General features: G+C 73.6%; 12 protein-coding genes. 4 read left to right on the top strand and 8 right to left on the bottom strand.

The window, feature by feature from the left end; all coding sequences use genetic code 11:
• The first annotated feature begins 41 nt into the window (after positions 1-41).
• Complete coding sequence (locus tag ACFVVA_RS20510; protein WP_359897705.1) at positions 42-827, top strand: SLATT domain-containing protein; 786 nt, start codon at positions 42-44, stop codon at positions 825-827.
• 50 nt (positions 828-877) lie between these two features.
• On the opposite strand, the gene ACFVVA_RS20505 is transcribed toward ACFVVA_RS20510, so the two are convergent.
• From ACFVVA_RS20505 to ACFVVA_RS20495, 3 genes are all read right to left on the bottom strand, one after another.
• Positions 878-1,525 (bottom strand): hypothetical protein, encoded by a 648-nt coding sequence (locus tag ACFVVA_RS20505; RefSeq protein ID WP_359897704.1) that lies wholly within the window; start codon positions 1,523-1,525, stop codon positions 878-880.
• A gap of 115 nt (positions 1,526-1,640) precedes the next feature.
• Positions 1,641-2,660: a GntR family transcriptional regulator gene (locus tag ACFVVA_RS20500; RefSeq protein ID WP_387691356.1), complete on the bottom strand. Its 1,020-nt coding sequence runs from the start codon at positions 2,658-2,660 to the stop codon at positions 1,641-1,643.
• A gap of 146 nt (positions 2,661-2,806) precedes the next feature.
• Entirely contained in the window at positions 2,807-3,604 is a 798-nt protein-coding gene (locus tag ACFVVA_RS20495; protein WP_380541343.1) for a carbon-nitrogen family hydrolase, read from the bottom strand.
• Between the two features lie 174 nt (positions 3,605-3,778).
• Here ACFVVA_RS20495 and ACFVVA_RS20490 point away from each other — a divergent pair, with 174 nt between their 5' ends.
• Positions 3,779-4,600 (top strand): maleylpyruvate isomerase family mycothiol-dependent enzyme, encoded by an 822-nt coding sequence (locus ACFVVA_RS20490; protein ID WP_387691354.1) that lies wholly within the window; start codon positions 3,779-3,781, stop codon positions 4,598-4,600.
• Between the two features lie 48 nt (positions 4,601-4,648).
• On the opposite strand, the gene ACFVVA_RS20485 is transcribed toward ACFVVA_RS20490, so the two are convergent.
• Both ACFVVA_RS20485 and ACFVVA_RS20480 read right to left on the bottom strand, forming a co-directional pair.
• Complete coding sequence (locus ACFVVA_RS20485; protein WP_387691352.1) at positions 4,649-6,034, bottom strand: nitrate/nitrite transporter; 1,386 nt, start codon at positions 6,032-6,034, stop codon at positions 4,649-4,651.
• A 70-nt stretch (positions 6,035-6,104) separates the two neighbouring features.
• Entirely contained in the window at positions 6,105-7,337 is a 1,233-nt protein-coding gene (locus ACFVVA_RS20480) for a M64 family metallopeptidase (RefSeq protein WP_387691350.1), read from the bottom strand.
• Positions 7,338-7,701: 364 nt separating this feature from the next.
• Here ACFVVA_RS20480 and ACFVVA_RS20475 point away from each other — a divergent pair, with 364 nt between their 5' ends.
• Positions 7,702-8,628 (top strand): LAETG motif-containing sortase-dependent surface protein, encoded by a 927-nt coding sequence (locus ACFVVA_RS20475; RefSeq protein ID WP_387691348.1) that lies wholly within the window; start codon positions 7,702-7,704, stop codon positions 8,626-8,628.
• 209 nt (positions 8,629-8,837) lie between these two features.
• Complete coding sequence (locus ACFVVA_RS20470; RefSeq protein ID WP_387691346.1) at positions 8,838-9,779, top strand: LPXTG cell wall anchor domain-containing protein; 942 nt, start codon at positions 8,838-8,840, stop codon at positions 9,777-9,779.
• 98 nt (positions 9,780-9,877) lie between these two features.
• On the opposite strand, the gene ACFVVA_RS20465 is transcribed toward ACFVVA_RS20470, so the two are convergent.
• From ACFVVA_RS20465 to pdhA, 3 genes are read right to left on the bottom strand one after another with little or no spacing between them, the layout of a single operon-like run.
• On the bottom strand, positions 9,878-11,314 hold the full coding sequence (locus tag ACFVVA_RS20465) for a dihydrolipoamide acetyltransferase family protein (RefSeq protein ID WP_387691345.1): 1,437 nt from the start codon (positions 11,312-11,314) through the stop codon (positions 9,878-9,880).
• Between the two features lie 14 nt (positions 11,315-11,328).
• On the bottom strand, positions 11,329-12,303 hold the full coding sequence (locus tag ACFVVA_RS20460) for an alpha-ketoacid dehydrogenase subunit beta (RefSeq protein WP_387691343.1): 975 nt from the start codon (positions 12,301-12,303) through the stop codon (positions 11,329-11,331).
• On the bottom strand, positions 12,303-13,457 hold the full coding sequence (pdhA, locus tag ACFVVA_RS20455) for a pyruvate dehydrogenase (acetyl-transferring) E1 component subunit alpha (RefSeq protein ID WP_380353393.1): 1,155 nt from the start codon (positions 13,455-13,457) through the stop codon (positions 12,303-12,305). Before pdhA ends, ACFVVA_RS20460 begins: the two co-directional genes overlap by 1 nt.
• Positions 13,458-13,715 lie beyond the last annotated feature (258 nt).

Below are 13,715 nucleotides of genomic sequence, written 5' to 3'. Positions count from 1 at the left end.
CGACAGAGCCAGCAGTCCGCCCGCCACAGGGAGCCCCACAGGTGAGCCAGCCGGAAATGCAGCCCGAGGAGAGTGCCTGGGGCAAGGAGATCGGTGAGGAGGACCCGCCCGCCGCCGCCGTCGTCCGACGGGCCTCCACCCGCCAGCGGGCCGATCTGAGCACCCGCCAGTTCCCGCTGGGGGACTGGGGCGAGCCCGCCGAACGGCTGGAGGAGCTCTACCGCTGGTCCGAGGAGCGGGCGGTCGAGGCGATCGAGTGGTACCGCCGGGACCGCGTCTGGAAGCGCCGCTGGGCCCGCGTGCTGCGGTTCGGCGCGGCCGGCTTCGCGGTGGGCGGGGTGACCGCCCCGCTGGTCGACCTGGCCGGCGCCTTCGCGCACGGCACCGGCTGGGGCTACGTCGGCTTCGCACTCTCCGCCGCCTGCCTGGCCACCGACCGGGTCTTCGGCCTCACCTCCGGCTGGATGCGGGACGTCTCCACCGGCCAGGCCCTGCAACGCCGCCTGGAGGCCTTCCAGTTCGACTGGGCGTCGGAGTGCGTTCGCGAGGTGCTCGGCCCGACCGAGGGCACCGCGGGCGAGGCCGCCGAGCGCTGCCTGGGCGTGCTGCGCCGGTTCTGCGAGGACGTCTCGGACATGGTCCGCTCCGAGACCTCGGAGTGGATGCTGGAGTTCCGCGCCTCGATGACCCAGCTGCCCACCCAGTCCGGCGGGGCCTGGGGCGGGCGCAGCGAGCCCGGGGTGGGCGCCCAGGTGCGGGTGCTGCCGCCGCCGGGCACCCGGCCCACCATGCCGCGCCAGCGGCCGCCGGAGGGGCCGCTGCGCTGAGGCGTGTCCGACAATTCCCGCCGGGTGCCCTTGAATCTGTCCGCCCGGGGTCAGGCGAAGACGATCATCGAGCCCTGGGTGACGCTCCTGGTCGCCGCCGCGTACAGGCCCGACCAGGCGTGCCGCTCCCGGGCGAAGGGGTGGACGTCGTCGATCGGCGGCCCGAACGGCTGCTCCAGGCCGGTCGGGCCGAGCGGCCGGGTCGGGTCCGGCGGGTTGAGCGGGTCGATGCCCAGCGCCGGTGCGACGGCCTGGAGTTCGCGCAGCAGCCCGTGGCTGGAGCCGAGCGGGCCGCCGGCGGCGAGCAGCGTGTCGTCCACCAGCGGCACCGCGAACTCGACCGGCACGTACGCGCCGGCGTGGTCGAAGTGCCAGACCAGGTGCGACTGTTCGGCGCTGCTCTCGAACATCTCCAGCAACTGCTCGTAGTCGCCGCCGAGCGCGTCGACCGGGGTGATGTCCAGGCCGGTGAGGCCCAACAGGTAGGCGCGGCGCAGGAAGTGCAGCGAGTCGTAGTCGAAGGCGGCTATCGGCTCGACCGCGCCGCTGATGCCCGGGACGAACCGGTAGACCGGCACCTCGGGCAGCCCGCGCGAGGCCAGCACCGAGTTGTAGAGCGCGAGGTCGTCCCGGAAGGGGTTGTCGGGGCTGTGGCTCAGCGCGTCCACCAGCGGGACGAGCCAGAGGTCGCAGGCCATGGCCGGCAGTTCCTCTCCGGAGGCGGGGATCGCCCGCGCGGGCGGGGCGACGACGGGGGTCGGGTCGGTATCCGGACGGCCCTTCAGGAGGCGCCCGGTCCGATGACCGCCCACCCTACCGGCCCGGCGCGGCGTGCGGGTCGGGCCGTCCCCGAGGGGCCTCCGGGGACGGTTCGGACAGCCGTCGGCCGAACCGGCCGTACGGCACCGTGCGCGGCTGCGGCACCAGCCCGAGGCCCAGTCCCAGCTCACGGCCGAGTTCCCGGCCGACGTCGGCGCTGCGGGTCCGCCCGGTGCGGGCCGCACCGGGCCCGGCACCGGCCTCGGGCTCGTCGCCCGGCTCCGGCGGGGCCGCCGGCGCGGGCGGCGGTTCGGCCGGCACCGGCGCCGGCTCCTCCCCGACGAACTCGGTGAGCAGGTCCAGCACGGTCACCGACTCCAGCGGCTGCCCGGCCAGCCCGGCCAGCAGCCGGACGGTGTACAGGTTGTACTCGCAGATGATCCGGTGCGCGCCGAGCGCATCGCGGGCCTCGATCGCCGCGACCAGGTCCGGGTGGCGCTCCCAGCAGATCCCGCCCAGCGCGGGCAGCTCCCGCAGGTAGGGCGCGGCGAACATCCAGGACTGCACCCGCAGCCAGTCCAGGTAGTCGGCGATCCGGCGGTTGCCGAGCAGCGCGCCGACCTCCTGCCAGAACCGGCGGTCGCAGCCGACCATGACGTCCAGGTTCCCGGCCCGGGCCGCCCGCACCGCCGCGTCGGCCCGCCGGTGCAGCGAGGGCAGCCGGCCGAGGTCGGGCAGTGCCCGGCGGGTGGCGTACTGGCGGTGGAAGCTGTCGGTGATCAGCACCCGGGACTCGAAGATCTCCAGGAAGTCGTCCCACCCCAGCTCGGGCACGGTGAAGCCGCGGTGGTGCTCGGCCCGCAGCAGGCCCTGCGCGCCGAGGTCGACCAGGGCCTCGCGGGCCGGGGTCGCGGAGACGCCGTACAGCTCGGCGATCTCCTTGACGGTGAAGTTGCGGCCGGCCGCGAGCCGGCCGGCCATCATCTCCTCGCGCAGCGCGCCGGCGATCTGCTCGCGCAGGCTGTTGCGGTGGATGACGGGGCGGGGGGTGTCGCCTGCGCCGTTGTCAGGCATGGGGCGACCTCCTCGGGCGGCCTACCGTGCCGGCCCTCGTCCGGGCCGGCGGGGAACACGACGAGTGCTCATCTTCTCAAACCCGACCGACCCAGGTACGAACCAACCCTCCGGAACGCCGTCCCCGGCGCCCCGCCCACCCCCGCTCAGCGCTGGACCGGCGCCGGAATCCCCAGCAGACGGTCCCGCAGCACCGGGAACTCCGCGCGCGCCTTCGCCACCTCGGCCGGATCGAACTCGACCGTCAGGACTTCCTCGCCCGCCCCCGCCTCGGCCAGCACCCGGCCCCACGGGTCCACCACGATGCTGTGCCCGGCCTGCTCGACCCCGGCGTGCGTCCCGGCGGTGTTGCAGGCCAGCACGAAGGCCTGCTCCTCCACCGCCCGGGCCCGGGCCAGCAGCGTCCAGTGCTCGCGCCGCCGGGCGGGCCACGCCGCCGGCACCACCAGCAGCTGCGCCCCGGCGTCCAGCAGCGCCCGGAACAGCTCCGGGAAGCGCAGGTCGTAGCAGGTGGCCAGGCCCAGCGTGGCGAAGTCGGTGGGCGCGGTGACGATCTCCTGCCCGGCGCCCATCACCACCGCCTCGCCGCTGTCGAAGCCGAAGCGGTGGATCTTGCGGTACGTGTGCACCAGCTCGCCGTCCGGGGAGAACAGCAGCGAGGTGTTGTAGATCGGCCCGTCCGGATCGCGTTCGACGACCGAACCGGCGTGCAGCCAGACCCCGGCGGCCCGCGCGGCGGCCGACATCACGTCCGAGGTGGGCCCGTCCAGCGTCTCCGCGCCGTCCGACCAGAGGTCGTAGGCGAAGCCGCCGAGCGGCCACAGCTCCGGGAGCACCACCAGGTCGGCGCCCTGCTGTGCCCGTACCAGGGCCGCCGCCCGAGCCCTCCGCTCGGCGGGCGGCTCCTCGTCGGAGACCGCGAGTTGGATCAATGAAGCGCGCACAGTACCACCGTCCACGGCAAGAGACCTACGATCGTCACCCGAAAGCGCTGCCCAGCTGTCTCCCGGCAGCGTAACGTGCGGTTAGCGTGCGCGCCCGGAAAGCCGGACCATCCCGGTCGGCCGTGACGGCGGGGCGCAGGCGGCAAGGAAGCTGACGGAGGGCCGGAGATTCCCGTGACGGACAACCAGACCGTGCAGGCTTACACCGAGGCGTGGACCCAGACCATCGAGTCCATATCGGAGCTGGTCGCCCCCCTTCCCGAGGGCTCCTGGAACCGGGCCACCGAGTGCCCCGGCTGGTCCGTCCGCGACATCGTCTCGCACGTGATCGCGGTCGAGTCCGACCTGCTCGGCGACCCGCGCCCGATCCACTCGCTGCCGCGTGACCTCCGTCACGTCACCACCGAGTTCGCCCGCTACGTCGAGCTGCCGGTCGACAAGCGCCGCTGCCACACCGCGCTGGAGATGACCGGCGAGCTGGAGTACACGATCATCCGCCGCTCCCGGGCGCTGCGGAACGCCAAGCAGACGCCCGAGGAGCCGGTGCGCTGGCCGGCCGGGCCGCTGGCCAGGGACGTCCCGTACCACGAGCTGCTGCGGATGCGGGCCTTCGACGTCTGGGTGCACGAGCAGGACCTGCGCCGGGCCCTGGAGACCCCGGGCAACCTGGACGCCCCGGCCGCCCTGATCACCCGGGACCTGCTGCTGGAACTGCTGCCCAAGGCCGTCGCCAACAAGGCCGGGGCCCCGGCCGGGACGGCCCTGGTGCTGGACGTCACCGGCCCGGTGGAGTTCCTGCGCACCGTCCGGGTGGACGCCACCGGCCACTGCACCGTGGACGAGTCGATCAGCCTGGCCCCCGACGTCCAGCTCACCATGGACTGGGAGACCTACCTGCGGCTCGCCTGCGGCCGCGGCCGGCCCGGCCCGGTCTCCGTCGAGGGCGACCGGGAGCTGGCCGAGCGGGTGCTGGCCAACTTCTCGGTCACCATCTGAGGCCCGGGGCCGTACGAGCCGTCGCCCGGGGCCCGTCCGGCCCCGGGCTCAGCCCGCCTGCGCCGCGACCTTCCGGCGCAGCCGCAGGATCATCGCCGTGCCCACCGCCAGCGGGACGTACTGCCAGCAGAACGCCCAGCGGAAGGCGGTGGCCGAGTACGACCCGGCGCCGTCCGGGGAGAGCGCGTCCAGCAGCACGCCGATGCCGAACAGGGTGATCATCGTGCCGATGAAGCCGCCCATGTTGACGATCCCCGAGGCGGTGCCGAGCCGCTCCGCGGGGTTGCGGGAGCGCGCGTAGTCCAGGCCGACCAGCGAGGCCGGGCCGTTGCTGCCCATCACCAGGATGATCCCGACCAGCAGCCAGGCCGGCGGGTGGCCGCCGGGCCAGGCCAGCACCAGCGCCCAGCCGAGCGCGGTGGTCGCGACGACGGTCAGCACGATCGGCATCCGGGCCCGCGCCGAGACGGAGAGCAGCCGGCCGAAGACGAAGCCGAAGGTCATGTTGCTGAGCACCAGCAGGGTCAGCAGCCCGCCGGCCCCGGCCCGGGACATCCCCTGGGCCTGCACCAGGTACGGCAGGCCCCAGAGCAGGCCGAAGGCGTTGCCGGGGAACTGGGTGGTGAAGTGGATCCAGAGCCCGAGCCGGGTGCCCGGCTCCCGCCAGCAGGCGAGGACCTGCCGGCCGACCTTCGGCCGCGCCGCGGCCGCCCCGGGCCGGACGACGGGCTCCTGGTGGGGCGCGTCCCGCAGGAGGAACGCGACCGGCGCGAACACCACCGCGCCCAGCAGCGCGATCGCGGTGAACGTGGCCGTCCAGCCCTCGCTGTGCAGCGCCCTGGCGAGCACCACGGTGGTGACCAGGTTGCCGCCCATCCCGGCCAGACCGGTCAGCTGGGCCACGAACGGGTTCCGGGCCGCCGGGAACCACCGGGCGGCGATCCGCAGCACGCTGATGAAGGTCATCGCGTCGCCGCAGCCGAGCACCGCGCGGGAGGCCAGCGCGGGGCCGAAGTCGGAGCTGAACGCGAAGGCCAGCTGGCCGGCGCTCAGCAGCACGACGCCGGACAGCAGCACCCGGCGCGGCCCGTACCGGTCGACCAGCAGGCCGACCGGGATCTGCATGGCCGCGTAGACCAGCACCTGGAGGATCGAGAAGGTGGAGAGCGCCGAGGCGCCGATGCCGAAGCGGTCGGCGGCGTCCAGTCCGGCCACCCCGAGGCTGGTGCGGTGGATGACGGCCAGGATGTAGACACTGACCCCGATGGACCAGGCGAGCCAGGCCGCCCGGCCGCCGGGCGGCGCGGCCGCGAGCACGGACGCGGGCGCGGGCGCGGCACCGGGCGTGGGTACGGGCGCGGCCGGGGGGTCGGCGATGAGCCGGGGAGCGGGGACGGACGGGGACGGGGCTGGGCGAGCGGGCTCCACGGTCATAGTCCGACCAGATTAGTCATCCCATGATGGGATGCTCGGACCCGGGGGCACGCGACCGGGCCTCAGCCGGTCAGCCGGTCAGCGTCCAGGACACCGAGCGGGTCATGGAGCGCTCCCGGAAGGCCTCGTCCCGCACCCAGTCGGTGGTGTCCCGGACGGTCGCCGTCACGGTGGCCGTCCGGCCCGGGGCCAGCTCCAGCCGGGCGGTGTCCAGCCAGGAGCCGTCGGCGGACTGCGGGGCCACCGGGACGCCGTCCACCTTCCATTCCACCTTCAGCTGCCGCGGGCCGGTCAGCGGCAGCGGCCGGACGTCGAGCCGGGGCCGCCCGGACACCTCGCCGGGAGCCGGCACCGGGGCGTCGGTCGGCCGGACCCTGCGGTACAGCTCCTCGATGATCGCCTCGCGCGAGGGGAGGTTGTACGCGCTGCCCAGGGTGCGCATCACCGAGTCCGGGGTGGGCCGGTAGAGGCCGTTGGCGCTGCGGTACGCCCCGATCACGCCGGCCCCGTCCGGGGACTCGGCGCCCAGCCAGCGCCACCACTTGGTCTGCTTCCTGCGCATGTCGTCGGCGTTGAGGGTGGCGAGGTTCGGGTAGTCGGCGTCGTCCGGGGCGCTGTCGTACTCGTCTCCGAGGTCCCCCACGGTGTGCCCGATCTCGTGCTGGATGATCCGCCCGGCGTCCGGGCTGCCGCCCGCCAGGGTGGTCACCCCGGTGCCGCCGGCGCCGCCGTACTCGGTGGAGTTGGCCAGCGCTATCAGGTACTGCGGCCCAGCGCCGTTGCCCGCGTAGCGGGCGGTGGCGGACTCGTCGGCGCAGAGCAGCCGGGCGGTGCCCTCGCACCAGAAGTGCATGCCGAGCGGGGTGGCGGTCCTGCGGCCGCGGCTCTCGGACTCGGCGATCCCGGAGACCGGGGAGACCACCTCGACCCTCCTGATGTTGAAGAAGCCCTGGTAGGTGCGGAAGGGCTCGATGTCCATCAGCGCGTGCCAGGCCTTGTCGGCCTGCTGCCGGAAGAGCTCCTGCTCGTCTGTCGTGTAGCCGTCGCCGAGCAGCACCAGGGTGATCCGGTTGGCCGGGTCCCCGGTGCGGCGTATGTCGACCGTCGGGGCGGCCGCGGATATCCGCTGGTCGGCCTGGAGGGCCGTGTGCGGCGGCACCGCGCGGTCGGCCGGGGCCCCCGGACCGATCACCCCGAACGGCGGGGGGCCGGTCAGTTCCAGGGCGGCCGGGAGAGCGGCGGCGGACACCAGCACGAGTGCGGCCAGACTCCGGACGAGACGGCCAGGGTTGCCAGGCGGCATACGGGTGCGTCCTCCGGGAGCCGGTCGCCCGGTGTCGCCCGGGTGATGGAGCGGAGACGTACCCGGGCGGCCGGGACTCCCCTATCCGGCCGCGAAAAAGTCACCGACCTGGCCGAACGATCCGCACATTTCGGATCATCCAGGTCATACCAACCATTCCTCGGGCCGTCTTCGGGACCCGCCGGAGAAGCCCGAAAAAATTTCGGAACCCGTCTGCAACCCCCCGCGGGGATGCGCGTCTATACGGATGAAGGCACGGAGAGCGAGACCGGCGGAGCCGGGGGGCGCTTCCGCTCACGAGGAGCGGAGCCGGTCGTCTTCACCCACTCACACCATCAGCACGCCGACCCTGGGGACTCACGTCATGCGCATGCCCGTTATCACCCGTTTTGCGAAGAACGACCGCGCGCTCTCCGGCCGCCGCCGCATCGCCACCGTCGCCGCCACCGTCGTCCTCGCCGGCGGCGTCCAGTTCCTCGCCACCGACACCGCCTGGGCCTGCGGCGACCACCGGCTCGGCGGCGCGTACGAGGCCCCGACCAACGTGCCTGGGCTCTCCCCCGACACCGCCATCACCTCGGCCAAGTCCTCGGTGGTCGCGGACGGCAGCTGGAACGAGGTCTCCCTCAAGGTCACCAACAAGGGCGACGAGGACGCCCACGGCATGGAGCCCTTCCTCGGCCTCGTCACCCCGGGCTCGGGCGCCGCGACCCGCCTCAAGGACGTCAGGATCCAGTACCTGGACTACACCGGCGCCTGGAAGAACCTCCAGCTGCAGGACGGCTGCATGCGCTCCGTCGAGGTCACCGGCTCCCAGCGCCAGCGCATGGCCGCCAACAGCTCCGACACCTTCAAGTTCCGCTACTCGCTGGCCGCCGCCACCCCCGCCGGCGTGACCACGATCAACCTGTTCGCCTCGGCGGAGATGGCCGGTTCCCAGGGCGCCGGCAGCTCGGCCTTCAAGACGGTCAAGGTGACCCACCCCCAGGGCACCGCCACCGCCAAGCCGACCACCACCGCCAAGCCGACCACCCCGGCCAAGCCCAAGCCCGCGCCCACCAAGGCCGCCGAGCCCGCCGCCGACCGGACCGCGGACACCGCCCCGGCCGCCCCCGCCACCCAGGCCCCGAAGGCGTCGGCCCCGGCCACCACCGCCCCCGCCGGCACCCCCGAGCTGGCCCAGACCGGCTCCTCCTCCAGCAACACCTTCCTCGCCCTCGGCTCCGCCGCACTCCTCGCCCTCGGCGCCGGCGTCCTGGTCGCCGTCCGCCGCCTGCGCCACCAGCGCTGACCGGCGCCCGCCGGGTCCGGGCGCCGCTCGGCCCCGGCGGGAAACTCTCGGAAACCGACCTGCGACCCCCGCCGGGGCTGCGCGTCCCACGGATGAAGGCACGGCGAGCGGGACCGGCGGAGCCGGGGAACGCTCCCGCTCACGAGGAGCGGAACCGGTCGTCTTCACCACTCACACCATCAGCACGTCGACCCTGGGGGACTCACATCATGCGCACGCCCGTTATCACCCGATTCGCGAAGAACGACCGCGCGCTCTCCGGCCGCCGCCGCATCGCCACCGTCGCCGCCACCGTCGTCCTCGCCGGCGGCGTCCAGTTCCTCGCCACCGACACCGCCTGGGCCTGCGGGGCCCCGGACGACGCCCCGGTCACCGCCCCGGCGAAGCCGTCCGCCGCGGACGAGCAGGACAACTCCTTCGAGCTGCACGGCCAGGGCGCCACCACCACGTTCCTCAAGGCCCCCACCGCGATCACCGTCGGCGGCCCCAAGGTGGAGATCAGCATCAAGGTCACCAACAACACCGGCGCCGACTACCACCGGATCGCCCCGGGCATCTCGTTCTTCAACCCCGACGGGACCACCCCGAAGCCCTCGCAGGTCACCGCCGAGGTCATGTCGAACGGCCAGTGGCAGCGCATCACGCTGCGCAACGGCTGCGACCCGGCGATCGGCGGCGAGTCCCGGTCCGCGGGCGTGCCGATCGCCAACGGTCGCACCGTCACCTTCCGCTACCGGGTGGGCCTCTCCGCCGACGTGGCCAAGGGCATCAACGGGCTCCAGGTCATCGCCACGCCGAGCCAGGGCCGGGGGGCGATCGCCGAGGTCGAGGTGGTGCACCCGAAGCCGTCCGCGAAGCCGACCACCCCGGCCAAGCCGAAGCCGACACCCACCAAGGACGCCAAGGACGCCGACGCCAAGGGCTCCGCGCCGGCCGCCGACACGACCAAGGACGCCTCCCCGGCCGCCGAGGCCCCGAAGGCGTCGACCCCGGCCACCACCCCGGCCACCACCGCCCCCGCCGGCACCCCCGAGCTGGCCCGGACCGGCTCCTCCTCCAGCAACACCTTCCTCGCCCTCGGCTCCGCCCTCCTCCTCGCCCTCGGAGCGGGCGTCCTGGTCGCCGTCCGTCGACTCCGTCCCCAGCGCTAGTCGACGGGCGGTACACCGAAGGGGCCCTCCTCCGCACGGCGGTGCGGAGGAGGGCCCCTTCTTCGGTTTCTTCGGTCCTGCCGGTTCCTTCGGTCCCGTCAGCCCCAGGTGATCAGGCGCTTCGGGCGCTCCAGCAGCGCGGCCACGTCGGCCAGCACCTTGGAGCCCAGCTCCCCGTCCACCAGGCGGTGGTCGAAGGAGAGCGCCAGCGTGGTCACCTGACGCGGGACCACCTTGCCCTTGTGCACCCACGGCAGTTCCCGGACCGCCCCGAAGGCCAGGATGGCGGCCTCGCCCGGGTTGAGGATCGGGGTGCCGGTGTCGACGCCGAAGACGCCGACGTTGGTGATGGTGACCGTCCCGCCCTGCATGTCGGCCGGCGAGGTCTTGCCCTGACGGGCGGTCTCGACCAGTTCACCGAGCGAAACGGCCAGCCCGGCGAGGGTCCTGGACCCGGCGTCCTTGATGTTCGGGACGATCAGGCCGCGCGGGGTGGCCGCGGCGATGCCGAGGTTCACCTGGCCCTTGAGGACGATCTCCTGGGCCGCCTCGTCCCACTGCGCGTTGATCCCGGGGTGCCGCTTGATCGCGGTGAGCAGCGCCTTCGCGACGATCAGCAGCGGGCTGACCCGGACGTCCCGGCCCAGCTCCCCGCTCTCCTTGAGCCGGCGGACGAACTTCATCGTGCGGGTCACGTCGACCTGCACGAACTCGGTGACGTGCGGGGCGGTGAAGGCCGAGGCCACCATCGCCTGCGCGGTCGCCTTGCGGACGCCCTTGATCGGCACCCGGACGTCGCCCGCGGCGGGCACCGGCACCTGCGGCGCGGCCGGCTCGGCCACGGCCGTTCCGGCCACCTCCGCCACCGCGACGGCCGGAGCGGCCTGAGCGGCGGCGTGGGCGTGCACGTCCTCGCGGGTGATCACGCCGTCCCGGCCGGTCGGGGTGACCGCGCGCAGGTCGACGCCGAGGTCCTTGGCCAGCTTGCGCACCGGCGGCTTGGCCAGCGGCCGCTCCCCGCCGGGCACTTCGGCGACCGGCGCGGGCGCCGCGGGAGCCGGGGCGGCGACCGGGGCCGGAGCGGCCGCCGGAGCCGGCGTGGTCGCGGCGACCCTGGTGGTGGTCGTCCGCCGAGCCCGGCGCTGGGCGGTGCCGGTGCGCGGGCCGTACCCGACCAGCACCTCGCGCCGCTCGGGCTCGACCTCCTCGGCCGGAGCCGGAGCCTGCGCCTGCGCCGGAGCCGCGGCGGGGGCGGCCGGAGCCGCGGCCCCCGCTTCCCCGGCGACCGCGATCGAGATGATCACGGTGCCGACGTCGACCGTCGAGCCCTCGGGGAAGTGCAGCTTCTCGACCACCCCGTTGAACGGGATGGGCAGCTCCACGGCCGCCTTGGCGGTCTCCACCTCGCAGACGACCTGCCCGTCGGTGACGGTGTCACCGGGCTTGACGTACCAGCTGAGGATCTCGGCCTCGGTGAGGCCCTCGCCCACGTCGGGCATCTTGAACTCGCGGAGCGAGCGAACTTCGGTGGTCATCTTCGCTCCCCGGTTCAGTACGCGAACGCGCGGTCGACGGCGTCGAGCACGCGGTCCAGGTCGGGCAGGAAGGCCTCCTCGACCCGGGACGGCGGGTACGGCGCGTGGTAGCCGCCGACCCGCAGGACCGGTGCCTCCAGGTGGTAGAAGCACTTCTCGGTCAGCCGGGCGGCCAGCTCGGCGCCCATGCCCAGGAAGACCGGTGCCTCGTGCACCACGACGGCCCGACCGGTGCGCTTGACCGACTCCTCCAGGGCGGCGAAGTCCACCGGGGAGAGCGAGCGCAGGTCGACGACCTCCAGGCGGCGGCCGTCCTCCTCGGCGGCCGCGGCGGCCTCCAGGCAGACCTTGACCATCGGGCCGTACGCGATCAGCGTCGCGTCGGTGCCGGGCCGGACGATCCGGGCGTCGTGCAGGCCCAGGTCCGCGGCGTCGCCGACCTCGCCCTTGTCCCAGTAACGGCGCTTGGGCTCCAGGAAGATGACCGGGTCGTCGGACTCGATCGACTGCCGCAGCATCCAGTGCGCGTCGTGCGCGCTGGCCGGGGTGACCACGCGCAGACCGGCGGTGTGCGCGAAGTAGGCCTCGTGCGACTCGCTGTGGTGCTCGACCGCGCCGATGCCACCCGCGTAGGGGATGCGCACGGTGACCGGCAGCTTGACGTGGCCCAGCGCACGGGCGTGCATCTTGGCCAGCTGGGAGACGATCTGGTCGAAGGCCGGGTAGACGAAGCCGTCGAACTGGATCTCCACGACGGGACGGTAGCCGCGCAGCGCCAGACCGATCGCGGTGCCCATGATGCCGGACTCGGCGAGCGGGGTGTCGATCACCCGGTCCTCGCCGAAGTCCTTCTGGAGGCCGTCGGTGATCCGGAAGACGCCGCCGAGCTTGCCGATGTCCTCGCCCATCAGGACGGTCTTCGGGTCGTTCTCCAGCGACTTGCGCAGCGCTCCGTTCAGCGCCTTGGCGATGCTCAGCTGACCGGCCATCAGTGGTTCTCCCCCGCCTCGAAGGAGGCCGCGTACTCGGCGTACTCGGCCCGTTCCTCATCGACCAGCGTGTGCGGCTCGCTGTACACGTGGTCGAAGATCAGGGTCGGGTCCGGGTCCGGCATGCCGCGCACGCCCTCGCGCACCCGCAGCCCCAGCTGCTCGCTCTCGGCGTCGACGGCGGCGAAGAACGCCTCGTCGGCCAGGCCCTCCTTCTCCAGGAGGGCGCGGAGCCGGCTGATCGGGTCCTTGGCCTTCCAGGCCTCGGTCTCCTCGGCGTGCCGGTAGCGGGTGGGGTCGTCGGACGTGGTGTGGGCACCCATCCGGTAGGTGAACGCCTCGATCAGCACCGGGCCGTTGCCGCTGCGGGCGTGGTCGAGCGCCCAGCGGGTGACCGCCAGGCAGGCCAGCACGTCGTTGCCGTCGACCCGGACGCCGGGGAAGCCGAAGCCGGAGGCGCGGCGGTACAGCGGGATCTTGGTCTGGGTGGTGGTGGGCTCGGAGATCGCCCACTGGTTGTTCTGGCAGAAGAAGACCACGGGCGCGTTGTAGACCGAGGCGAAGGTGAAGGCCTCGTTGACGTCGCCCTGGCTGGAGGCGCCGTCGCCGAAGTACGCGATCACCGCGTCGTCGGCGCCGTCCTTGGTGATGCCCATCGCGTAGCCGGTGGCGTGCAGGGCCTGCGCGCCGATCACGATGGTGTACAGGTGAAAGTTCTTCTCGTTCGGGTCCCAGCCGCCGTGGTTCACGCCGCGGAACATGCCGAGCAGGTTCAGCGGGTCGACGTCGCGGCACCACGCGACGCCGTGCTCGCGGTACGTGGGGAAGGCGTAGTCGCCGGGGCGCATGGCGCGGCCGGAGCCGACCTGGGCGGCCTCCTGGCCGAGCAGCGAGGCCCACAGGCCCAGCTCGCCCTGGCGCTGGAGCGCGGTGGCCTCGCCGTCGAACCGGCGCACCAGCACCAGGTCGCGGTAGAGGGCGAGCAGCTCCTCGGGAGTGGTGGTGAGGGGGTAGTCAGGGTGCTCGACCCGCTCGCCTTCCGGCGTGAGCAGCTGGACGAGCTCCGGCTGGGCGTCCTTGCCCTTGGCGCGGAGGGTGTCAGGGACGCCGGGGGCCGCCTTCTTGCGAGCCCTCGCCGTGCTTTTGACGGTCACGTTCACTCCTCGGTCTGTCCGGCCGCCCGGGGTCGCCGGTGACCGGTCCGGTCACCGCCTCGCGGGGCGCGCGTGGGTGTGCGCTCCCACTGCGGGGCAGGTGGTGATCCTGTTCCGACGGCGTCCCTCACGAGAACGTTACCCAGCGTCCGCCCTCGACGCGCTTGCGCTAGGACGTCCTACTTGTTCAGGGCCTACAACCCCGAGGGTGCCGCGATCGGCTCGCCGTCGGAAGGGTGGGGGTGACGGTCGGCGTGA

Origin of the sequence: Kitasatospora sp. NPDC058048, from assembly GCF_042885555.1 — a bacterium.
Classification (GTDB): domain Bacteria; phylum Actinomycetota; class Actinomycetes; order Streptomycetales; family Streptomycetaceae; genus Kitasatospora; species Kitasatospora lactacystinica.
This window is presented reverse-complemented; position numbering and strand designations above follow the sequence as displayed.